Here is a 23,025-nt window from a genome sequence, read left to right on the forward strand (position 1 = left end):
GCTGCGCGCCCGTGTGCCTCACACCGAAGTCCTCCCGGGCGGCGAAATCCGCCGGAGCCGTTCTGGCCCCGGTAGAAACCGAGAAGTCAGCCACAAGGAGACCGAACCGTGAAGAGCGCCGTGGAGACCCTGAACCCGACCCGGGTTCGGCTCACTGTCGAGGTGCCCTTCGAGGAGCTCAAGGACAGCCTCGACGCGGCGTACAAGAAGATCAACCAGCAGGTCACGGTGAAGGGCTTCCGCAAGGGCAAGATCCCGGCCCGGGTCATCGACCAGCGGTTCGGTCGCGGCGCCGTGCTCGAGGAGGCCGTCAACGACGCGCTTCCGAAGTTCTACACGGAAGCGGTCAACGAGGCCGAGCTCTCCGTGCTGGGCCAGCCCGAGGTCGACATCACCGAGCTGAAGGACGGCGAGACGCTGAACTTCACCGCCGAGGTCGACATCCGTCCCGCCCTGGAGCTCCCCGAGGACTTCTCGTCCATCGAGGTCGAGGTCGACGCCGTCGAGGTGACCGACGAGGACGTCGAGAAGTCCGTGGAGCAGCTGCGTGAGCGCTTCGCCTCCACCAGCCCGGTGGAGCGCGCCGCCGAGGACGGCGACGTCGTGACCGTCGACCTCGAGGCCAAGGTCGACGGCGAGGTCCTCGAGGACGGCGTCGCCAACGGCGTGTCCTACACCATCGGCTCCGGCGAGCTGCTCGACGGCATCGACGACGCCGTCAAGGGCCTGTCCGCGGGCGAGGAGGCCACCTTCACCTCCGAGCTGAAGGGCGGCTCCGCGGCCGGCAAGGAGGCCGAGGTCACCGTCAAGGTCACCCAGGTCGCCAAGCGCGAACTGCCCGAGCTCGACGACGACTTCGCGCAGCTCGCCTCCGAGTTCGACACGCTGGAGGAGCTGAAGGCGGACAGCCGCAAGCGCCTCGCCGACATGAAGCAGTTCGACCAGGCCACGCAGGCCCAGGAGCGCGTCCTGGACAAGCTGCTGGAGCTCGTCGAGGTGCCGGTCCCCGAGAAGCTCCTCGAGGACGAGGTCAACACCCGCAAGCACAACCTCGAGCACCACCAGCTCGGCCAGATGGGCCTGACCCTCGACAAGTACCTGGAGATCCAGGGCAAGACCGCCGAGGAGTTCGACGCCGAGACCCGCGAGGCCGCGGTCAAGGGCATCAAGACCCAGTTCGTGCTCGACGAGCTCACCAAGCGCGAGAAGCTCAACGTCAACCAGGAGGAGCTCACCGAGCACCTCATGCGCCGTGCCGCCTCCTCCGGCATGTCCCCCGACCAGTTCGCCCAGGCCGTCGTCGAGGGCGGCCAGGTTCCGCTGCTCGTCGGCGAGGTCGCCCGCGGCAAGGCCCTGGCCCTGGTCGTCGAGGCCGCCACGGTGAAGGACACCAACGGCGAGGTCATCGACCTGGACGACGAGGAGGACGAGGCCGCCGAGGCCGAGACCACCGAAGCCGCCACCGAGGAGAAGACCGAGGGCTGAGCAGCCCCACGGCGCCTCTGACGCGCGTACGACGGGCCCCCGGGATCTTTCCCGGGGGCCCGTCCGCATACCGGCCGGGGCGGCCGACCAGAGGGGCACGGGGAACTACGCGATCAGCCACACACGACCCGCGGCCCGGCGACGGCCTTCGCCACCCCCACGAACCGAAACGGCCCATCCGCCGGAGGCCCCCGCGCTACGCCCCCGGCGAACACCACCATTCCCGGGATTCCCCGAAGGGACCCGCGCGTTAGGGTCCATGAATACGAGGGCAGTGGAGTCCCCGAACGGCTCCAAGCCCCGCAGGGAAACGTGAGACGGCCCGGCGCCGTCGTAAGACGAGCAGGTGGATACGTGACGAATCTGATGCCCTCCGCCGCCGGCGAGCCTTCCATCGGTGGTGGCCTCGGCGACCAGGTCTACAACCGGCTGCTCAACGAGCGGATCATCTTCCTCGGCCAGCCGGTCGACGACGACATCGCGAACAAGATCACCGCACAGCTGCTGCTCCTTGCCGCCGACCCGGACAAGGACATCTACCTGTACATCAACAGCCCCGGCGGTTCGATCACGGCCGGCATGGCGATCTACGACACCATGCAGTTCATCAAGAACGACGTGGTGACCATCGCCATGGGCCTCGCGGCCTCGATGGGCCAGTTCCTGCTCAGCGCCGGCACCCCCGGCAAGCGCTTCGCGCTGCCGAACGCCGAGATCCTGATCCACCAGCCCTCGGCCGGCCTGGCCGGGTCCGCGTCGGACATCAAGATCCACGCCGAGCGGCTGCTGCACACCAAGAAGCGCATGGCCGAGCTCACCTCGCTGCACACCGGCCAGTCGGTCGAGCAGATCACCCGTGACTCGGACCGTGACCGCTGGTTCGACGCCTACGAGGCCAAGGAGTACGGCCTCATCGACGACGTGATCCCGACGGCCGCCGGCATGCCGGGCGGCGGCGGTACCGGGGCGGCGTAACGGGCCCCACAGGCCCGTACAACGCCCGTACGGCGCCCGGTGGCCCCCCAGGTCCCCCGGGCCCCCACGTCCGCCTCAGCCACCGCCCCAGCCCTTTTCAGGAGACACCGTGAACGACTTCCCCGGCAGCGGCCTCTACGACCGTGCGCGAGCCGAGTACACCGGCCCCACGGCCGAGTCCCGTTATGTCATCCCGCGCTTCGTGGAGCGCACCTCCCAGGGCATCCGCGAGTACGACCCGTACGCGAAGCTCTTCGAGGAGCGCGTGATCTTCCTGGGCGTCCAGATCGACGACGCCTCCGCCAACGACGTCATGGCGCAGCTGCTGTGCCTGGAGTCGATGGACCCCGACCGGGACATCTCGGTCTACATCAACAGCCCCGGCGGCTCCTTCACGGCGCTCACCGCGATCTACGACACGATGCAGTTCGTGAAGCCCGACATCCAGACGGTCTGCATGGGCCAGGCGGCCTCCGCCGCCGCCGTCCTGCTCGCCGCCGGTACGCCGGGCAAGCGCATGGCGCTGCCGAACGCGCGCGTGCTGATCCACCAGCCCTACAGCGAGACCGGCCGCGGCCAGGTCTCCGACCTGGAGATCGCCGCGAACGAAATCCTGCGGATGCGCTCGCAGCTGGAGGAGATGCTGGCCAAGCACTCCACCACGCCGATCGAGAAGATCCGCGAGGACATCGAGCGCGACAAGATCCTCACGGCCGAGGACGCGCTGTCCTACGGCCTGATCGACCAGATCATCTCCACCCGGAAGATGAACAACGCGGCGGTCCGCTGACCCCCAGGGGTCACCGGACCTGTATCGTCTGCCGCCCCTTGGCACGGCACGCGCACGGTTCCCGTGGAAGTGAACCGTGCCAAGGGGGGCCCGAACGGGGGGCCCGGCAAGGTACCGTCGGACATAAGGCAGCACCAGGAGCCGCTGGACGTTGACGTCCAGTCGTCTCCCAGGCGAAGGGGAAGCACACCGTGGCACGCATCGGTGACGGCGGCGATCTGCTCAAGTGCTCGTTCTGCGGCAAGAGCCAGAAGCAGGTCAAGAAGCTCATCGCAGGCCCCGGTGTGTACATCTGCGACGAGTGCATCGATCTCTGCAACGAGATCATCGAGGAGGAGCTCGCCGAGACCAGCGAGGTGCGCTGGGAGGAGCTCCCCAAGCCCCGCGAGATCTACGAGTTCCTCGAGGGGTACGTGGTCGGCCAGGAGGCGGCGAAGAAGGCCCTCTCCGTCGCGGTGTACAACCACTACAAGCGGGTCCAGGCCGGCGAGAACGGCGGCAGCCGTGAGGACGCCATCGAGCTGGCCAAGTCCAACATCCTGCTGCTGGGTCCCACGGGCTCCGGCAAGACGCTGCTCGCGCAGACGCTGGCCCGCATGCTGAACGTCCCGTTCGCGATCGCCGACGCGACCGCGCTGACGGAGGCGGGCTATGTCGGCGAGGACGTCGAGAACATCCTGCTGAAGCTGATCCAGGCGGCCGACTACGACGTCAAGAAGGCCGAGACCGGGATCATCTACATCGACGAGATCGACAAGGTCGCCCGGAAGAGCGAAAACCCGTCGATCACGCGTGACGTCTCCGGCGAGGGTGTGCAGCAGGCCCTGCTGAAGATCCTCGAGGGCACGACGGCCTCGGTCCCTCCGCAGGGCGGGCGCAAGCACCCGCACCAGGAGTTCATCCAGATCGACACGACGAACGTCCTGTTCATCGTGGGCGGCGCCTTCGCGGGCCTGGAGAAGATCATCGAGTCCCGGGCCGGCGCCAAGGGCATCGGCTTCGGCGCGACGATCCGCTCCAAGCGCGAGCTGGAGTCCAAGGACCAGTTCGAGGACGTCATGCCGGAGGACCTGGTCAAGTTCGGCATGATCCCGGAGTTCATCGGCCGTCTGCCGGTGATCACCTCGGTACACAACCTCGACCGCGAGGCGCTCCTCAAGATCCTCGTCGAGCCGCGCAACGCGCTGGTCAAGCAGTACCAGCGCCTCTTCGAACTCGACGGCGTGGAGCTGGACTTCGAGCGCGAGGCCCTGGAGGCCATCGCCGACCAGGCCATCCTCCGCCAGACCGGCGCCCGCGGCCTGCGCGCCATCATGGAGGAGGTCCTGATGTCGGTGATGTACGAGGTCCCGTCCCGCAAGGACGTGGCCCGCGTCGTCATCACCGCCGACGTCGTCCACTCCAACGTCAACCCGACCCTCATCCCCCGAGACGCCCGAGGCCGAGGCCCGGGCGAACAGAAGTCGGCGTAAGCACACGCGAAGGGGCCCCGGTCAACCGACCGGGGCCCCTTCGTCGTTGGATGCGCGGGAGCCGTCAGGCCTTCACCCGCACTTCCTTGCGCAGGTCGGCGGATACCTGGGCCGAGGTGGTGAGGTCGACGCCCTTGCCGCCTGCGGCCGGCACGGCCATGCCGATCGTGCTGTAGTCGGCCCACATGCAGATGTACTGGGTGTCGATGGAACCGGTGGCCTCGTTCTTGCCCTGGGCCTGCTGGCACTTCATCACGGCGCCGTCGAGCCCGTCGGGTGTCACGGACTCCGCCGCGCCGACGAACGTCAGCTTGCTCTTGGGGTTGTTCTTCATGCCGGCGAAGGCCGAGTCGATCGACTGCTCCGGGTCCTTCACCTTGCCGTAGAGGCCGACGAACGTCACGGCCTTGGAGGTGGCGATGGCGGTCGGGTCCTTGAGGACGTCGGGGTTGTTGATGTCGACCGTCGAGAACATCGCGCTGACGCCCTTGCCGTCGGTGACACCGTTCTGGGCCAGCATCTTGGCGTCGCTCGACGAGGCGTCCTGGGGCGCCCGGTTCTCCCCCACGCGCTTGTAGTTGCCGAGCACCGTGTCCGGGGTGACCAGCTTGTGCGGGCCGTCGTCCTTCAGGCCTGCTCCGCCGCCCCCGGCGAGGGCGAAGTAGCCGCCCACCGCGAGGGCCGCGACGACCGCGACCGCGCCGATGATCAGGCCCGTCTTCTTCTTGCCGCCGCCGGCCGCCGGGGGCTGCGGCACGGTGCCGTACGGCGCCTGCTGGCCGTAGGGGCTCGGCTGGCCGTACGGGGCGGGCTGCGGCGGCACCCCCTGCTGCGGGTAGCCGTAACCGGGCTGCGGAGCCGGCGGCTGCTGAGGCTGCCCGTAGCCGGGCTGCGGAGCCTGCGGCTGCTGGCCGTACGGGCCGGGCTGGCCGTAGGGACCCGGCTGACCGTACGGCCCGGGCTGCTGAGGCTGCCCGCCGTACGGGCCCGGCTGGTTGTAGCTCATGTCAGGGGTTCCCCTCCGGATGCTTATGCGTATCCGACATCCTGGCCGAGCCCCCCGCACGGCACCCCACCGGGGTACGGACCGTTACAGAAGAATCGCGTTTCGGGACAGGGCCGTGACGCCTCTAAACTGAGCGCCGTGACCGACAACGCTCAGCAGCAGCCACCAGCGCCCACCACCGAACTGCCGACCCAGTACGCGCCGGCCGATGTAGAGGGGCCGCTGTACGAGCGCTGGGTAGAGCGCGGTTACTTCGAGGCGGACGCGGCGAGCGACAAGCCGCCGTACACGATCGTCATCCCGCCGCCGAACGTCACCGGCAGCCTGCACCTCGGCCACGCCTTCGAGCACACGCTCATCGACGCCCTCACCCGCCGCAAGCGGATGCAGGGCTACGAGACCCTGTGGCAGCCCGGCATGGACCACGCCGGCATCGCCACGCAGAACGTCGTCGAGCGCGAGCTCGCGAAGGAGGGCAAGTCGCGCCACGACCTCGGCCGCGAGGCCTTCGTCGAGCGCGTCTGGCAGTGGAAGGGCGAGTCCGGCGGCCAGATCAGCGGCCAGATGCGCCGCCTCGGCGACGGCGTCGCCTGGTCCCGCGAGCGCTTCACCATGGACGAGGGCCTTTCCCAGGCCGTCCAGACGATCTTCAAGAAGCTCTACGACGACGAGCTGATCTACCGCGCCGAGCGCATCATCAACTGGTGCCCGCGCTGCCTGACCGCGATCTCCGACATCGAGGTCGAGTACCAGGACGACGACGGCGAGCTCGTCTCCATCCGCTACGGCGAGGGCGAGAACTCCCTGGTCGTCGCCACCACCCGCGCCGAGACGATGCTCGGTGACACCGCCGTCGCCGTCCACCCCGACGACGAGCGCTACAAGCACATGGTCGGCACGCAGGTCAAGCTGCCCCTCACCGACCGCTCCATCCCGGTCGTCGCCGACGAGCACGTCGACCCCGAGTTCGGCACCGGCGCCGTCAAGGTCACCCCCGCGCACGACCCGAACGACTTCGAGATCGGCCAGCGCCACGACCTCCCGGCGATCGCGATCATGGACGAGCACGCCGTGATCACCGCCCACGGCCCCTTCCAGGGCCTGGACCGCCTGGAGGCCCGCTCCGCCATCGTCGCCGCGCTGCGCGCCGAGGGCCGGATCGTCGCCGAGAAGCGCCCCTACGTCCACTCCGTCGGCCACTGCTCGCGCTGCAAGACCACCATCGAGCCGCGCCTGTCCATGCAGTGGTGGGTCAAGGTCGGCCCGCTCGCCAAGGCCGCCGGTGACGCGGTCCGCGAGGGCAAGGTCACGATCCACCCGCAGGAGATGGAGAAGCGGTACTTCGACTGGGTCGACAACCTCCACGACTGGTGCATCTCGCGCCAGCTGTGGTGGGGCCACCGGATCCCGGTCTGGTACGGCCCCGAGGGCGAGGTCGTCTGCGTCGGCCCGGACGAGGAGCCCCCGACCGGTGAGGGCTGGCACCAGGAGACCGATGTCCTCGACACCTGGTTCTCCTCCGGCCTGTGGCCGTTCTCCACGCTCGGCTGGCCCGAGCAGACCGAGTCGCTCGCGAAGTTCTACCCGAACTCCGTGCTGGTCACCGGCTACGACATCCTCTTCTTCTGGGTCGCCCGGATGATGATGTTCGGCCTCTACGCGATGGACGGCACCCCGCCGTTCCACACCATCGCCCTGCACGGCATGGTCCGCGACCAGTTCGGCAAGAAGATGTCGAAGTCCTTCGGCAACGCGGTCAACCCGCTGGACTGGATGGACAAGTACGGCTCCGACGCGCTGCGCTTCACCCTCGCGCGCGGCGCCAACCCGGGCGTCGACGTCCCGATCGGCGAGGACTGGGTCCAGGGCTCGCGCAACTTCGCCAACAAGATCTGGAACGCCACCCGCTTCGCGCTGATGAACGGCGCGACCGTGGACGGCCCGCTGCCGGCCGCGTCGGAGATGTCCCCGACCGACCGGTGGATCCTCTCCCGCCTGAACTCGGTCGTCGCCGAGGTGGACGCCTACTACGACGACTACCAGTTCGCGAAGCTGTCCGACGCCCTGTTCCACTTCGCGTGGGACGAGGTCTTCGACTGGTACGTCGAGCTGTCCAAGACGACGTTCATGGCCGGCGGCGAGGCGGCCGAGGTCAGCAAGCGCGTCCTGGGCGAGGTCCTCGACGTCACCCTGAAGCTGCTGCACCCGGTGGTCCCCTTCGTCACGGAGACCCTGTGGACCACGCTGACCGGTGGCGAGTCCGTCGTCATCGCCGAGTGGCCGACCGACAGCGGCTTCCGCGACGCCGACGCCGAGCGGGAGATCGAGACCCTTCAGCAGGTCATCACCGAGGTCCGCCGCTTCCGCGCCGACCAGGGCCTCCAGCCCGGCCAGCGCGTCCCGGCCCGTCTGGCCCTCGACGGCTCGCCGCTCGGGGCGCACGAGGCGGCCATCCGCCAGCTGCTGCGCCTGCAGCCGGAGGGCGAGGACTTCACGGCCACGGCGACCCTGCCGGTCGCCGGTGTGGAGGTCGCGCTCGACCTGTCCGGCGCGATCGACGTGGCGGCGGAGCGCAAGCGCCTGGCGAAGGACCTGGCGGCGGCCGAGAAGGAGAAGGCCCAGGCCACGGCCAAGCTCGGCAACGAGGCGTTCCTGGCCAAGGCCCCGGACAACGTGGTGGACAAGATCCGCGGCCGCCTGTCCAAGGCGGAGGAGGACATCACCCGCATCCAGGCCCAGCTGGACCGCCTGCCGCAGGTGTAGCTGCTTTTACGACGACGAAGGCCCCCGGTGCTGTCGAGCACCGGGGGCCTTCGCCGACGTCACAAGGGGCGCGGGGCTGTATGTATATGCGGCTCCGCCGCGTGGGCGCGACCGGCCACCGACGACCCGCAGTCGCCCCACGACACAAGCCGCCCCCCTCCGTAGGCGGACCGCTCAGCCCCCGCACCCTTTGTCAGCACCCGTCCGTAGACTGACCCCGTGAGCGAAAACCCCGGCACCGACCAGCCCGACCCCCTCGACGGTTTCGACGAGATCATCGAAGCCGAGACCACCCGCGACCCGGACCTCGCGGTCATCGAGGCCGGCAGCCGTACCCTGCGCACCCAGGGAGGCCCGCCGGAGGCCGACGTCCCGGCCCGCCCCGAGGACCCCGAGGTCGACAAGGCTCTGCGCGAGGTCGAGGCCGACCTGGCCACCCGCTGGGGCGAGACCAAGCTCGAGCCGTCGGTCTCCCGCATCTCCGCCCTGATGGACGTCCTGGGCGAGCCCCAGCGCTCGTACCCCTCGATCCACATCACGGGGACCAACGGCAAGACCTCCACGGCCCGGATGATCGAGGCGCTGCTCGGCGCCTTCGAGCTGCGTACCGGCCGCTACACCAGCCCGCATGTGCAGTCGATCACCGAGCGGATCAGCCTGGACGGCGCGCCGATCTCCGCGGAGCGGTTCGTCGAGACGTACGAGGACATCAAGCCGTACGTCGAGATGGTCGACGCTCAGCAGGAGTACCGGCTGTCCTTCTTCGAGGTGCTCACCGGCATGGCGTACGCCGCCTTCGCCGACGCGCCCGTGGACGTGGCGGTCGTCGAGGTCGGCATGGGCGGCTCCTGGGACGCGACGAACGTGATCGACGGTGACGTCGCCGTCGTCACCCCGATCGACCTGGACCACACCGACCGGCTCGGCGAGACGCCGGGCGAGATCGCCGGCGAGAAGTCCGGGATCATCAAGCAGGGCGCGACCGTGATCCTGGCGCAGCAGCCGGTGGACGCGGCGCAGGTGCTGCTGAAGAAGGCCGTGGAGGTGGACGCCACCGTGGCCCGCGAGGGTCTGGAGTTCGGCGTGGTCGCCCGGCAGGTGGCCGTCGGCGGGCAGCTGCTCACGCTGCGCGGCCTGGGCGGCGAGTACACCGAGATCTACCTCCCGCTGCACGGTGCGCACCAGGCGCACAACGCGGCGGTGGCGCTGGCCGCCGTGGAGGCGTTCTTCGGCGTGGGCGCGCAGCGCCAGGAGCAGCTGGACGCGGACACGGTGCGCAAGGCGTTCGCGGCGGTGGCCTCCCCGGGCCGCCTGGAGGTCGTGCGCCGCTCGCCGACCGTGGTGCTGGACGCCGCGCACAACCCGGCGGGAGCGCGGGTGACGGCGGAGGCGATCGGCGAGGCGTTCCAGTTCAGCCGGCTGATCGGGGTCGTCGGCGCGAGCGGCGACAAGAACGTGCGTGGGCTGCTGGAGGCGTTCGAGCCGGTCTTCGCGGAGATCGTGGTCACGCAGAACTCCAGCCACCGGGCGATGGACGCCGACGAGCTGGCGGGCATCGCGGTGGAGGTGTTCGGCGAGGACCGGGTGCAGGTCGAGCCGCGGCTGCCGGACGCGCTGGAGGCCGCGATCACGCTCGCCGAGGAGGAGGGCGAGTTCGCGGGCGGCGGGGTGCTCGTGACCGGTTCCGTCATCACGGTCGGCGAGGCCCGGCTGCTTCTCGGGAAGAGTGCGTGAGTCATGCGGACGCTGTGTTCCTCGACGCTGATCGGTGAGTTCTTCATCATCGGCTTCGCCGGTCTGGTCGCGATGAAGGACCCGGACCTGTCCACGGGCACCGTGTGGACGGTGTGCGGCATCGCGATGCTGCTCTGTGTGCTGCTGTGCGGCATGGTGACCCGGCCCGGGGGCGTCGCCCTCGGGTGGGCGCTGCAGATCGCGCTGGTCGCCGCCGGTTTCGCGGTGCCGCTGATGTTCTTCATGGGCGCGGTGTTCGCCGCCCTGTGGTGGGCGTCGGTGCACTTCGGGCGCAAGGTGGACGAGGCGAAGGCGAGATTCGCGGCGCAGAGCGCGCAGGGCGGCTCCGGGACACCTGACGCTGCGTGACGGGGGCCACGACACGCCCTGTAATCTCGTCCCACCGCACACCTGGCAGGAAGAAGGAGTCCCCCGTGACCCAGCGCACCCTCGTCCTCCTCAAGCCCGACGCCGTCCGTCGTGGCCTGACCGGCGAGATCATCAGCCGTATCGAGCGCAAGGCCGGCTGGCAGATCACCGCGCTGGAGCTGCGCACGCTGGACAGCGAGACGCTTGAGCAGCACTACGGCGAGCACAAGGGCAAGCCGTTCTACGAGCCGCTGGTCGAGTTCATGGCGTCCGGTCCGGTCGTGGCGATGATCGTCGAGGGTGAGCGGGTGATCGAGGGGCTGCGCGCTCTGGCGGGTCCGACCGACCCGATCGCCGCGGCGCCGGGCTCCATCCGCGGTGACTTCGGTGTGATCGTGCGGGAGAACCTGATCCACGCGTCCGACTCCGAGGAGTCCGCCGAGCGCGAGGTGAAGATCTTCTTCCCCGGTCGTGCCTGAGACGCCCGCGAGGATGTTCCGGGGATTTTTCTGACGCGCCGTCAGTTCACTCCTCGTAGCCGACCTGGGACGGCCGGACGATTTCGGCCGTCCTTTGGCATATGCCGGGCCGATCGGGGGAACGGATGCCCCCGATGGCACGTCTCACCAAGCGGGGCGCCGTCGCTTCTGATGACAATGGCGAAGACCCTCACGCCGTGTTCGTGCAGGCGCGTTTACGATGGAAGCCTTCACGTCACAGCACCCACCTCGCCTACCTGAAAAGCCCTCACAAGCTCGTGGGAAGGCCAGACGAATCCTCATGGGGAACTCAATGTCGTTCATCGGCCGTGACATGGCTGTCGACCTCGGGACCGCCAACACGCTGGTGTACGTCAGGGGTCGTGGGATCGTACTCAACGAGCCGTCCGTCGTCGCGATCAACACCAACACCGGTGGCATCCTCGCGGTCGGCGCCGAAGCGAAGAAGATGATCGGGCGCACGCCGGGCAACATCGTTGCCGTCCGTCCCCTCAAGGACGGCGTGATCGCCGACTTCGAGATCACCGAGCGGATGCTCCGCTACTTCATCCTGAAGATCCACAAGCGGCGTTATCTGGCTCGGCCGCGGGTCGTCGTCTGTGTGCCCTCGGGCATCACCGGCGTCGAGCGCCGCGCGGTCATCGAGGCGTCGACCCAGGCCGGCGCCCGCCAGGTGCACATCATCGAGGAGCCCATGGCCGCGGCCATCGGCTCCGGCCTGCCGGTCCACGAGGCCACGGGCAACATGGTGGTGGACATCGGCGGCGGCACCACGGAGGTCGCGGTCATCTCGCTCGGCGGCATCGTCACCGCGCAGTCCATCCGCGTCGCGGGCGACGAGCTGGACAACGCGATCATCCAGCACGTGAAGAAGGAGTACAGCCTTCTGCTGGGTGAGCGGACGGCCGAGCAGATCAAGATCACGATCGGCTCGGCGTACGACCTCGACACCGACGAGCACACCGAAATCCGCGGCCGGGACCTCGTCTCCGGGCTGCCCAAGACCGTCGTCATCTCCGCCGCCGAAGTGCGCAAGGCGATCGAGGAGCCCGTCAACGCGATCGTCGACGCGGTCAAGACGACCCTCGACAAGTGCCCGCCGGAGCTGAGCGGCGACATCATGGACCGCGGCATCGTCCTGACCGGCGGCGGCGCGCTGCTGCGCGGCCTGGACGAGCGGCTGCGCCGTGAGACCGGCATGCCGATCCACATCGCCGAGGACCCGCTGGACAGCGTGGCGCTGGGCTCCGGCAAGTGTGTCGAGGAGTTCGAGGCGCTCCAGCAGGTCCTGGACGCCGCGCCGCGCCGATGACGTAACACTTCGATTCCGCCGTACGAGATGATCTCCTCTCGTACGGCGGATCGTTGATATGGAGGCATAAGCTCCGCCATACGCCTCCGCACAGGTGAACACTCGCATCCGACCCCTGCACACATTCCAATGAGGAAGGGCACGGCCGCCGCACGTGAGGGACACACGAGAGAGCCGGCTTCTCCTGGTGCTGCTGATCGCCATCGCGTTCGCACTGATCACGGTGGACATCCGCGGCGGTGAGGACTCCCCGGTCGACGGTGCCCGGCAGGCCGCGGCCGCGGCCTTCGGTCCGATCGAGAACGGCGTGGCGTCGGCGGTGAACCCGGTCGGCAACGCGGTCGAGGCGGTCCGCGACTCCGGAGAGCGGCACGACCGGCTCGCCGCGCTGGAGAAGGAGAACGCGGCGCTCAAGGCCAAGCTGGGCAGCGACGACCGCAACCGCAGCAGGCTCAAGCAGCTCGACAAGATGCTGAAGGTGGCCGGTGCCGGGCAGTACGGCATCAAGGGCGCCGAGGTCATCGCCATAGGGGCGGCCCAGGGCTTCTCCTGGACCATCACCATCGACGTCGGGGCCAACGACGGCATCCGGCGCGACATGACCGTGCTGAACGGCGAGGGCCTGGTCGGCCGGGTCACCACGGTCGGCCCGAACACCTCCACCGTGCTGCTCGCCAACGACCCCGACTTCACCGTCGGTACCCGGATGGAGAGCAGCGACGAACTGGGCTTCGCCTCCGGCCAGGGCGACCGGCCGCTGCGCGTGGAACTGCTCAACGGCAAGGCCGAGGTGAAGAAGGGCGACCGGCTGGTCACCTTCGGCTCGCAGGCCGACAAGCCGTTCGTGCCCGGCGTGCCCGTCGGCGTCGTCTCCCGCGTCGACCCCTCCGGCGGCGGGCTGACCCGGACGCTGTACGTGACGCCGTTCGTCGGCTTCACCAAACTCGACATCGTCGGCGTGGTCGTCGAGGCGCCGAAGAAGGACCCTCGCGACACCGTGCTGCCGGCCAAGCCGAAGCCGGTCCCCACCCCGACGGTCACCGTCACGGTCACCCCGGGCGCGACCGCGCCGGGCGACGGGCAGCAGAACGGGCAGCAGGCGCAGCCCCAGCTGAGCGAGCAGCCGGCCACCGACCTCCAGACCGGACCACCGTCAGGCGGCGGGCAGACCCAAAACGGCCGGCAAGAGCTGCAGTAGGAGCTGACATTCCATGCGCGTCAACCGGATCCTGCTCTCCACGGCGCTGATCGTCGTCGCCCTGGTGGTGCAGGTGAGCGTCCTCGCCCGTCTGCACCTGCCGGGCGCCGTCCCCGACCTGCTGCTGCTGACCGTCCTCGGCCTCGCCCTGGTCTACGGCCATGTCGGCGGCGCCCTCATCGGCTTCGGCGCCGGCCTGCTCGCCGACCTCGCCCCACCCGCCGACCACGCTGCCGGCCGCTACGCCCTGGTGCTGTGTGTGACCGGCTACGCCGCCGGCCTGATGAGACCGGACAACGGCCGGCTGAAGTCGGCGACCGGCCCGATGGTCACGGTGGTCGCGGCCGCGATCGGCTCGACCCTGTTGTACGCCGGGGTGGGCGCCCTCGTCGGCGACACCGCCGCCCGGCACGTGGGCCTGCCGAGCCTGCTGTTCACGGCGGCCCTCTACGACCTGCTGCTGGCGCCGTTCGTGGTGCCCGGGGTGATGGCGCTGGCCCGCCGCACGGACAACGACCCGCTCGCCGAGACCGGCTCCGCCGCGAAGGCCGCCGACATCTCCTCCGGCTGGGTCGCGGGCGGCACCGGACTGAAGATCGGCGGACAGCGGGGCGGGCTGCGGGTGAAGGCGGCGCGGGCACGGGTGGCCCGTGCGGGACGCATCAAGGGGGTCAAGCGGCTGTGAGCGACGGGGAGTTCAAGTTCACCGGTACGGGTGAACGTTCGCGGAACCGGCGTTCGAGGGCCGTTCGTTCACCAGGCGTACCCACCCGGACACCGTTCGTACAGGCCCCGCCGCAGACGTCCTGAAAGGGGGAGACGGCCGCAGTGACCAACATCCCGGAGACCGGCCGGACGCCCCGCGTCCAGATCCGGCTCGTCGTCATCCAGATCCTCGTCCTCTCCCTCCTCGGCACGCTCGGCGGCCGCTTGTGGTACCTCCAGATCCGCGAGGGCGCGCAGTACCAGAAGGAGGCCTCCGGCAACCACGTGCAGCAGGTCGTCGAGCCCGCCGTGCGCGGCTCGATCCTGGACGCGCGCGGCGTGCCCCTCGCCGACAACGAGACCCGGCTGGTCGTCTCCGCGTCCCGTACGGACCTGCTGAAGCAGAAGGACGACGGCAAGGCGGTGCTCACCAAGCTCGCCGCTGTCCTCGGCATGGACCCCCAGGAGGTCCTGCTGAAGGTCCGGCTGTGCGACGCCAAGACGCCCCAGCCCTGCTGGAACGGCTCGCCGTACCAGCCGATCCCGATCACCGACGAGGCCACCCCCAAGCAGGCGCTGCAGATCCGCGAGCGCGCCGAGGACTTCCCCGGCATCAGCGCCGAGCCCGAGGCCATGCGCCGCTACCCGGCCCCCGGCAAGGCCAACACCTCGCAGGTCCTCGGCTACCTCTCCCCGGTCACCGACGAGGAGATCCAGAAGGCCAAGGACACCGACTCGCCCTTCCTGCGCTCCGACCAGGTCGGCCGCTCCGGCCTGGAGCGGCAGTACGACAAGGCGCTGCGCGGCAAGGCCGGCGTCACCCGCTACGAGGTGGACAACCTCGGCCGGGTCATCGGCAAGGCCCAGTCCGACGCCGCCGAGCCCGGCGCCAACCTCGTCACCAGCATCGACTCCCGGGTCCAGCGCGTCGCCGAGTACGAACTGGACAAGGCGATGAAGACCGCCCGCCAGCAGTTCGACAAGATCACCGGCGAGAACTACAAGGCCGACTCCGGTGCCGTGGTGGTGATGGAGGCCAAGACCGGCCGGATCGTCGCGATGGCCTCCGCGCCGACCTACGACCCCAACGTCTGGGTGGGCGGCATCTCCGGCAAGGACTACAAGGCCCTCACCGGCAAGGACTCCGACTACCCGCTGCTCAACAGGGCCATACAGGGTCAGGCGGCGCCCGGCTCGACGTTCAAGGTGGTCTCCACCGCGGCCGCCGTGCAGGCCGGTTACGAGTGGGACGGCGGCTACCCCTGCACCAGCGCGTACTCGGTGGGCGGCCAGGTCTTCAAGAACTTCGAGGGGGAGAGCTTCGGCCCCATCTCCCTCGGCCGCGCCCTCGAGGTCTCCTGCGACACCGTCTTCTACGGCCTCGCGGACCGGGAGTGGAAGAAGGACGGCGGCATCAACCCCAAGAAGGGGCAGCCGAGGGACTGGTTCTTCAAGACCGCCCACCAGTTCGGCCTCGGCAAGGAGACCGGCATCGACCTTCCCAACGAGGTCACCGGCCGCGTCCCCGACCGCGAGTGGAAGCTCGCCTACTGGCAGGCCAACAAGGACGCCTGGTGCAAGAGCGGCAAGAAGGACGGCACCTACGTCGAGAAGATCGCCTACGAGAACTGCCTCGAAGGCAACAAGATGCGCGAGGGCGACGAGATCAACTACTCCATCGGCCAGGGCGACACGCTCGTCACGCCGATCCAGGAGGCCGTGATCTACGGCGCCGTCGCCAACGGCGGCACCATGTACCAGCCGACCATCGGCAAGGCGATCATCAGCCCGGACGGCAAGAGCGTGCAGGAGATCAAGCCGACCGTGCGCGGCCGGCTGCCGGTCAGCCAGGCCACCCTCAAGGGCATGGACGACGCCTTCGCGGGCGTCATCACCCGCGGTACGGCCGCCTGGAAGTTCGGCGGCTGGCCCCAGGACAAGATCGCGCTGCACGGCAAGACCGGTACCGCGGAGGTCTACGGCAAGCAGACCACGTCGTGGCTCGCCACCTACTCCAAGGACTACACGGTGATCATGACGATCGCCCAGGCCGGTACGGGTTCGGGAGCCTCCGGTGAGGCGGTGCGCAACATCTACAGCGCGCTCTACGGCGTCCAGGGCGACGGCTCCATCGACAACAGGAAGGCGCTGCTGCCCCAGCCGCAGAAGGGCCTGCCCAAGGTCCGCACGGACGGCACCATCGCCGCCCCGAAGATCAGCGGCGACCCCGCCAAGGACGCCGAGAACGCCCAGAAGGACAACCCGACCAACGGCGGCGACCAGCAGCCCGCCGCCACGGCCTCACCGACCACCGGCGGCAACCGCAACACCCGCAGACGGCCGCGCAGGCGGGGAAGCCGGAGGACGACCCGATGACCGGCGTGAACAGCTTCTCCGTCTCCGGGTACGGCCCGGAGCGGGCCGGCTGGACCAGGATCTTCGCCCGCGACTCGCTCACCCGGCGGCTCGACTGGCCGATCCTGCTCGCCGGCCTGGCACTGTCCCTGCTGGGCTCGCTGCTGGTGTACTCGGCGACCCGCAACCGCACCGAGCTGAACCAGGGCGACCCGTACTTCTTCCTGCTGCGGCACCTGATGAACCTCGGCATCGGGCTCGCCCTGATGATCGCCACGCTCTGGCTCGGCCACCGCGCCCTGCGCAACATCGTGCCGGTCCTCTACGGCCTGTCCGTGCTGCTGGCCCTCGTGGTCCTCACCCCGCTCGGCGCGACGATCAACGGTCAGCGCAACTGGCTCGTCATCGGTGGTTTCTCGGTGCAGCCCGCCGAATTCCTCAAGGTCGCGATCATCCTGGGCATGGCCATGCTGCTGTCCGCGCGGGTCGACGCGGGCGACAAGCTCTACCCCGACCACCGGACCGTGGCCCAGTCCCTGGGGCTGGCGGCGGTGCCCTGCCTGATCCTGCTGCTGATGCCCGACCTCGGCTCGGTGCTGGCCATGGTGGCCATCATCCTGGGCGTCCTGCTCGCCTCCGGCGCCTCCAACCGCTGGGTCTTCGGCCTGCTCATCGCCGGAGCGATCGGCTGCGTCGCCATCTGGCAGCTGCACATCCTGGACGAGTACCAGATCAACCGCTTCGCCGCGTTCGCCAACCCCGACCTGGACCCCGCGGGTGTCGGCTACAACACCAACCAGGCGCGCATCGCGATCGGCTCCGGCGGCCTGACCGGCGCCGGGCTGTTCCACGGTTCGCAGACCACCGGGCAGTTCGTGCCCGAGCAGCAGACGGACTTCGTCTTCACCGTCGCCGGTGAGGAACTGGGCTTCGTCGGCGCCGGGCTCATCATCGTCCTGCTCGGAGTGGTGCTGTGGCGGGCCTGCCGTATCGCCCGCGAGACCACGGAGCTGTACAGCACGATCGTCGCCGCCGGGATCGTCGCCTGGTTCGCCTTCCAGGCGTTCGAGAACATCGGCATGACGCTCGGCATCATGCCGGTCACCGGCCTGCCCCTGCCGTTCGTCTCCTACGGCGGATCGTCGATGTTCGCGGTGTGGGTGGCGATCGGCCTGCTGCAGTCGATAAAGGTACAAAGACCGCTGTCGGCGTGAGGCAGGACGCCGGGTGCGCGCGAGGGGCCGCCACCCCCGCGCCCGGCGCCTGCTGCTCTGCCGTCGTGGGGTGACTGCCGTTAGATTCGGGTCATGGCGGAGACGAAACGCGAGATCGAGCGCAAGTACGAATCCGACGACAGCGGGCTGCCCGACCTGACCGGCGTCGCCGGAGTCGCGGCCGTCCTCGACCAGGGCGTGGCCGACCTGGACGCCACGTACTACGACACCGCCGACGAACGCCTCGCCGCGGCCGCGATCACCCTGCGCCGCCGCACCGGCGGCTCGGACGCCGGCTGGCACCTCAAGCTCCCCGTCGAACCCGGGGTACGCGACGAGATCCGCGCACCGCTGTCCGACACCGTGCCCGACGCGATCGCCGCGCTGGTCCGCTCCCGGATCCGGCACGCCGAACTGATCCCCGTGATGCGGCTGCGCAGTTCCCGGGACGTGTGCCACCTGCTCGCCGCCGACGGCGCGCTGCTGGCCGAGGCGAGCGTGGACGACGTACGCGCCGAACGGCTCAACCGGGCGGGCGGAACCGCCCGGTGGACCGAGATCGAAGTGGAGCTGGCCGACGGCGGCGACCCCGCATTCCTCCGCAAGATCGACAAACACCTGCGCAAGGCGGGCGTCCGGCCGTCGCAGTCCCCCTCCAAGCTGGCCCGTGCCCTCGAGGAGACCGGCGGTACCCGGACCCGGACCGCCGCACCGGCCGGGCCCGTCACCGCCGGCGACCACCTCCTCGCCTATCTGCGGGCCCAGCGCGACGCCATCGTCGACGGCGACCCGGCGATCCGACGGGACCTCCCCGACTCCGTGCACAGGACACGCGTGGCGACCCGCCGCATGCGCAGCACCTTCCGCACCTTCGGCAGCGTCCTCGACCGCGCCGTCACCGATCCGGTCGCCGCCGAACTGAAGTGGCTGGCCGGCGAGCTGGGCGCCGACCGCGACCAGGAGGTCCTGGCCGCACGCCTGACCGACGCCCTCGCCGACGTCCCGCCCGCCCTGGTCCACGGCCCCGTCCACGAGCGGCTCACCGCGTGGGCGAGCGCCCGGCACGGCCGCACCCGCGGCCACCTCCTCGCCGTACTGGACTCGGCCCGTACGCTCGCCCTGTTCGACACCCTCGACGCCGTGCTCGCCGACCCGCCGCTGCGCAAGAAAGCCGCGAAGAAACCGGACGCGGTGCTCGCCGCCGCCGTACGCAAGGACCTCGCCAAGGTCTCCCGGCTGCTCGCACGCGCCCTCGACCTGCCGCCCGGGCACGAGCGCGACCTCGCCCTGCACGAGGCCCGCAAGAAGGCCAAGCGCACCCGGTACGCCGCCGAGGCCGCCACCCCCGCCCTCGGCGGCCCCGCCCGCTCGCTGGCCAAGTCGATGAAGTCCCTCACCGGCCTGCTCGGCGACCACCAGGACAGCGTGATGGCCCGGCAGACCCTGCGCGAACTGTCCGCGGTCGCCCACGCGGCGGGGGAGAGCGCCTTCACCTACGGGCTGCTGCACGGCAGGGAGGAGGCCCGCGCCGCGGCCGCCGAGCGGGAGCTGCCCGGCCTGTGGAAGGAGATCCAGCGAGGGGCGAGTCTGTGAGCGTACGGGAGAGGCCGCCGACCGGGTTACGCTGAAGGGTCCCCCCTGTCAGCTCACGAAGGTTCCCCCGATGTCTGTCGAGTCGGTGTTCCCGCAGCTCGAAGCCCTGCTCCCGCATGTGCAGAAGCCGATCCAGTACGTGGGCGGCGAACTGAACTCCACCGTCAAGCCCTGGGACAGCTGCGATGTCCGCTGGGCGTTGATGTACCCGGACGCGTACGAGGTCGGCCTGCCCAACCAGGGCGTCATGATCCTCTACGAGGTCCTCAACGAGCAGGAGGGCGTCCTCGCCGAGCGCACCTACAGCGTGTGGCCGGACCTGGAGGCGCTGATGCGTGAGCGCGGCGTCCCGCAGTTCACGGTCGACAGCCACCGCCCGGTGAAGGCGTTCGACGTGTTCGGCCTCAGCTTCTCCACGGAGCTGGGCTACACCAACATGCTCACCGCCCTCGACCTCGCCGGCATCCCGCTGGAGGCGAAGGACCGCGGTCTGGACGACCCGGTCGTCGTGGCCGGCGGACACGCCGCGTTCAACCCGGAGCCGATCGCCGACTTCATCGACGCGGCCGTCATCGGCGACGGCGAGCAGGCCGTCCTCGACATCACGAGGATCGTCAAGGAGTGGAAGGCCGAGGGCCGCCCCGGCGGCCGCGAGGAACTGCTGCTGCGCCTGGCGAAGACCGGCGGGGTGTACATCCCGCAGTTCTACGACGTCGAATACCTGCCGGATGGCCGGATCGCGCGCGTCGTGCCGAACCGCTCCGGCGTGCCGTGGCGGGTCTCCAAGCACACCGTCATGGACCTGGACGAGTGGCCCTACCCCAAGCAGCCGCTGGTCCCGCTGGCCGAGACGGTGCACGAGCGGATGTCCGTGGAGATCTTCCGCGGCTGCACCCGCGGCTGCCGCTTCTGCCAGGCCGGCATGATCACCCGCCCGGTGCGCGAGCGTTCCATCACCGGCATCGGCGACATGGTCGAGAAGGGTCTGAAGGCGACCGGCTTCGAGGAGGTCGGCCTGCTGTCGCTGTCCTCCGCCGACCACAGCGAGATCGGCGACATCGCCAAGGGCCTCGCGGACCGCTACGAGGACGACAAGATCGGCCTCTCGCTGCCCTCCACCCGCGTCGACGCCTTCAACGTCGACCTGGCCAACGAGCTGACCCGCAACGGCCGCCGCTCCGGTCTGACCTTCGCCCCCGAGGGCGGCTCCGAGCGCATGCGCAAGGTCATCAACAAGATGGTCTCGGAGGAGGACCTGATCCGCACGGTCGCCACCGCCTACGGCAACGGCTGGCGCCAGGTGAAGCTGTACTTCATGTGCGGCCTGCCCACGGAGACCGACGAGGACGTCCTGCAGATCGCCGACATGGCCACGCGCGTCATCGCCAAGGGCCGTGAGGTGTCGCGGTCCAACGACATCCGCTGCACCGTGTCCATCGGCGGCTTCGTCCCCAAGCCTCACACCCCCTTCCAGTGGGCGCCGCAGCTGTCCGCCGAGGAGACCGACGCGCGCCTGGAGAAGCTGCGCGACAAGATCCGCGGCGACAAGAAGTACGGCCGCTCCATCGGCTTCCGCTACCACGACGGCAAGCCCGGCATCGTCGAGGGCCTGCTCTCGCGCGGCGACCGCCGTATCGGCGCCGTCATCCGCGCGGTCTACGAGGACGGCGGCCGCTTCGACGGCTGGCGCGAGCACTTCTCCTACGACCGCTGGATGAGCTGCGCCGACAAGGCGCTGGCCCCCTTCGGCGTCGACGTCGACTGGTACACCACCCGCGAGCGCACCTACGAGGAGGTCCTGCCCTGGGACCACCTCGACTCGGGCCTCGACAAGGACTGGCTGTGGGAGGACTGGCAGGACGCCCTCGACGAGACCGAGGTCGACGACTGCCGCTGGACCCCGTGCTTCGACTGCGGCGTCTGCCCGGCCATGGACACCCACATCCAGGTCGGCCCGACGGGCAAGAAGCTGCTGCCGCTGACGGTCAAGAACGCCGCCCCGGCGCCCGCGGCAAGCGGTCACACGCACTGACGGGAACGACCCCGCAGAGCCCCCTGTCCCGCCCGGGACCGGGGGCTTTGCGCCGTCTGCGCCCCGGGCTGGCCGGTGGCCGGCGCAGGCCCTAGGGGGTGTCTCGCCGATCACGCCGGGCTCGCGACGCCTGGCACCGCACCTCGCCGCGTTGTCGTCACTCCCCGATGCTCCGCATCGGCTCCCTCCTCCGCCTTGCGATGCACGGCACCAGACGCCGCTCCCTGATCCGGCCTGATCGACGAGACACCCCCTAGCGTCGGATCATGCACCCGCCCCGCGGCGAGCCGGTGGCGGACACGGCGCCCGGCCTGTCCGCCGGGCCGGTCGTCCTCGCCTGGCTGACGCAGTTCCTGGTCGGAACCGATCTCTTCGTGGTGGCGCCGCTGCTGCCGCGTATTGCCTCCTCGTTCGCCGTCTCCGCGGCGAGCACCGGTCTGCTGGTCACGGCCTTCTCGGTCGCCTACGTGGTGGCGTCGCCCTTCGCCGGCTGGGTCTCCGACCGCTGGGACCGCGCCACCGTCCTGGTGGTCGCGCTGGTGCTGTTCTCCGCGGCCAACGTCGGCACCGCGCTGGCACCCGGCTTCGGCGTGCTGCTGCTCGCCCGGGTCGTCGCCGGTGTCGCGGCCGCCGCGACCGGGCCCACCGTGTACGCGCTGGTCAGCACCCGGGCGCGTCCCCAGGCCAGGGCGCAGGTCCTGGCCGTGGTCGGATCGGGCCTGCTGACCGCGCTGTGGGTGGGCGCGCCGGCCGGTTCGCTGCTGGGGCGGTACGTGGGCTGGCAGGCCGCCTTCGTCATCCTGGCGGCGGGCACGTTCCTGCTGGCGTTCCCGCACGCGTTCGTCTGGCGGGCCCGGCCGGCCCCCGCGCCCGCCGGCCCGGCCGGGGCACCCCGGAGGGCCGGGCCGTCCGGAGCGGGCACCGTGCTGTCCGCCGTCGCGGTGACGACCCTGTGGGCGTTCGCCGTGTACACCCTGTACACGTTCCTGGCCATCGCGCTGCACGCCGACGGCCGGGCCACCGCGGTGACCTGACTGCTGGTCGTCTACGGCATCGGCGCCGTCGCCGGCGGCCAGGTGGGCGGCCGGCTGGCGGACCGGGGCGACGCGGTACGGATCACCCGGTCGGCGCTGGCGCTGACGGCGGTGCTGGAAGCCGCCGTGGCCCTGCTGTTCGCGGTCACCTGGACACTGGCCTGCGCGCTGGGCCTGTTCGCGCTGGCGGCCTATGCCTTCTTCCCCGCCCAGCAGCGCCATCTCGTCGACCTGTTCCCCGGGCGGGCGACCGCCGTGCTGTCGTGGAACAACAGCGCCCTGTTCGTGGGCCTGTCCCTGGCCGGCGCCGTCGGCGGGCCCGTCGTCCACGCCCTGGACTACCGGGCGCTGCTGTACATCGGCGCCGGTGCGGCGGTGGCGGCCTGCCTCGTCGCCCGGGGCCGCACGCCCCGCTTCCGTACCGAGGCGCGGCGGCCGGCCGGAGCGGGCCGCCGGCGGCCGTGACGGCATCGCAATCCGTACGGTGA

18 protein-coding genes are annotated in these 23,025 nt (G+C 70.1%); 17 read left to right on the forward strand and 1 reads right to left on the reverse strand.

What is annotated here, in order from left to right:
- Positions 1 to 108: 108 nt before the first annotated feature.
- The 4 genes from tig (at position 109) to clpX (ending at position 4,722) form a co-directional block, all read left to right on the forward strand.
- Positions 109 to 1,485: a trigger factor gene (tig, locus tag ACZ64A_RS08630; RefSeq protein WP_469809143.1), complete on the forward strand. Its 1,377-nt coding sequence runs from the start codon at positions 109 to 111 to the stop codon at positions 1,483 to 1,485.
- A 366-nt stretch (positions 1,486 to 1,851) separates the two neighbouring features.
- Entirely contained in the window at positions 1,852 to 2,460 is a 609-nt protein-coding gene (locus tag ACZ64A_RS08635; protein ID WP_361623415.1) for an ATP-dependent Clp protease proteolytic subunit, read from the forward strand.
- A 109-nt stretch (positions 2,461 to 2,569) separates the two neighbouring features.
- Positions 2,570 to 3,250 carry an ATP-dependent Clp protease proteolytic subunit gene (locus ACZ64A_RS08640; protein ID WP_361623334.1) on the forward strand — a complete coding sequence of 227 codons (681 nt, stop codon included), beginning with the start codon at positions 2,570 to 2,572 and terminating at the stop codon, positions 3,248 to 3,250.
- Between the two features lie 191 nt (positions 3,251 to 3,441).
- Positions 3,442 to 4,722, forward strand: a complete 1,281-nt coding sequence (gene clpX, locus ACZ64A_RS08645) for an ATP-dependent Clp protease ATP-binding subunit ClpX (protein ID WP_361623337.1) — start codon at positions 3,442 to 3,444, stop codon at positions 4,720 to 4,722.
- 64 nt (positions 4,723 to 4,786) lie between these two features.
- Here clpX and ACZ64A_RS08650 read toward each other — a convergent pair whose 3' ends face one another.
- A complete protein-coding gene (locus tag ACZ64A_RS08650) occupies positions 4,787 to 5,728 on the reverse strand; it encodes a hypothetical protein (RefSeq protein ID WP_469809144.1) in 942 nt (313 codons plus the stop codon).
- A 138-nt stretch (positions 5,729 to 5,866) separates the two neighbouring features.
- Between ACZ64A_RS08650 and ACZ64A_RS08655 the strand changes: the two genes are divergently transcribed.
- From ACZ64A_RS08655 to ACZ64A_RS08715, 13 genes are all read left to right on the forward strand, one after another.
- The gene (locus ACZ64A_RS08655; RefSeq protein ID WP_469809145.1) at positions 5,867 to 8,491 is read left to right on the forward strand and encodes a valine--tRNA ligase; all 2,625 of its coding nucleotides are present in this window, start codon (positions 5,867 to 5,869) and stop codon (positions 8,489 to 8,491) included.
- 219 nt (positions 8,492 to 8,710) lie between these two features.
- A complete protein-coding gene (gene folC / locus ACZ64A_RS08660; protein WP_469809146.1) occupies positions 8,711 to 10,225 on the forward strand; it encodes a bifunctional tetrahydrofolate synthase/dihydrofolate synthase in 1,515 nt (504 codons plus the stop codon).
- Positions 10,226 to 10,228: 3 nt separating this feature from the next.
- Positions 10,229 to 10,594 (forward strand): DUF4233 domain-containing protein, encoded by a 366-nt coding sequence (locus tag ACZ64A_RS08665; RefSeq protein WP_469809147.1) that lies wholly within the window; start codon positions 10,229 to 10,231, stop codon positions 10,592 to 10,594.
- A 65-nt stretch (positions 10,595 to 10,659) separates the two neighbouring features.
- The gene (gene ndk, locus ACZ64A_RS08670) at positions 10,660 to 11,073 is read left to right on the forward strand and encodes a nucleoside-diphosphate kinase (protein ID WP_469809149.1); all 414 of its coding nucleotides are present in this window, start codon (positions 10,660 to 10,662) and stop codon (positions 11,071 to 11,073) included.
- 313 nt (positions 11,074 to 11,386) lie between these two features.
- The gene (locus ACZ64A_RS08675) at positions 11,387 to 12,406 is read left to right on the forward strand and encodes a rod shape-determining protein (protein WP_103782377.1); all 1,020 of its coding nucleotides are present in this window, start codon (positions 11,387 to 11,389) and stop codon (positions 12,404 to 12,406) included.
- A gap of 154 nt (positions 12,407 to 12,560) precedes the next feature.
- Complete coding sequence (mreC, locus tag ACZ64A_RS08680; RefSeq protein WP_469809150.1) at positions 12,561 to 13,604, forward strand: rod shape-determining protein MreC; 1,044 nt, start codon at positions 12,561 to 12,563, stop codon at positions 13,602 to 13,604.
- 13 nt (positions 13,605 to 13,617) lie between these two features.
- Positions 13,618 to 14,289, forward strand: coding sequence for a rod shape-determining protein MreD (mreD, locus tag ACZ64A_RS08685; protein ID WP_469809151.1), 672 nt, complete (start codon positions 13,618 to 13,620; stop codon positions 14,287 to 14,289).
- Between the two features lie 143 nt (positions 14,290 to 14,432).
- Positions 14,433 to 16,685, forward strand: coding sequence for a penicillin-binding protein 2 (mrdA, locus tag ACZ64A_RS08690; protein ID WP_469809152.1), 2,253 nt, complete (start codon positions 14,433 to 14,435; stop codon positions 16,683 to 16,685).
- Positions 16,682 to 17,878, forward strand: coding sequence for a rod shape-determining protein RodA (rodA, locus tag ACZ64A_RS08695; RefSeq protein WP_469809153.1), 1,197 nt, complete (start codon positions 16,682 to 16,684; stop codon positions 17,876 to 17,878). Before mrdA ends, rodA begins: the two co-directional genes overlap by 4 nt.
- A gap of 93 nt (positions 17,879 to 17,971) precedes the next feature.
- Positions 17,972 to 19,471 (forward strand): CYTH and CHAD domain-containing protein, encoded by a 1,500-nt coding sequence (locus tag ACZ64A_RS08700; protein ID WP_469809154.1) that lies wholly within the window; start codon positions 17,972 to 17,974, stop codon positions 19,469 to 19,471.
- A 70-nt stretch (positions 19,472 to 19,541) separates the two neighbouring features.
- The gene (locus ACZ64A_RS08705) at positions 19,542 to 21,503 is read left to right on the forward strand and encodes a TIGR03960 family B12-binding radical SAM protein (RefSeq protein ID WP_469809155.1); all 1,962 of its coding nucleotides are present in this window, start codon (positions 19,542 to 19,544) and stop codon (positions 21,501 to 21,503) included.
- A gap of 266 nt (positions 21,504 to 21,769) precedes the next feature.
- On the forward strand, positions 21,770 to 22,537 hold the full coding sequence (locus ACZ64A_RS08710) for an MFS transporter (protein WP_469809157.1): 768 nt from the start codon (positions 21,770 to 21,772) through the stop codon (positions 22,535 to 22,537).
- A 3-nt stretch (positions 22,538 to 22,540) separates the two neighbouring features.
- Entirely contained in the window at positions 22,541 to 23,002 is a 462-nt protein-coding gene (locus ACZ64A_RS08715) for an MFS transporter (RefSeq protein ID WP_469810139.1), read from the forward strand.
- Positions 23,003 to 23,025 lie beyond the last annotated feature (23 nt).

The organism is Streptomyces sp. NPDC104814, from assembly GCF_055583185.1.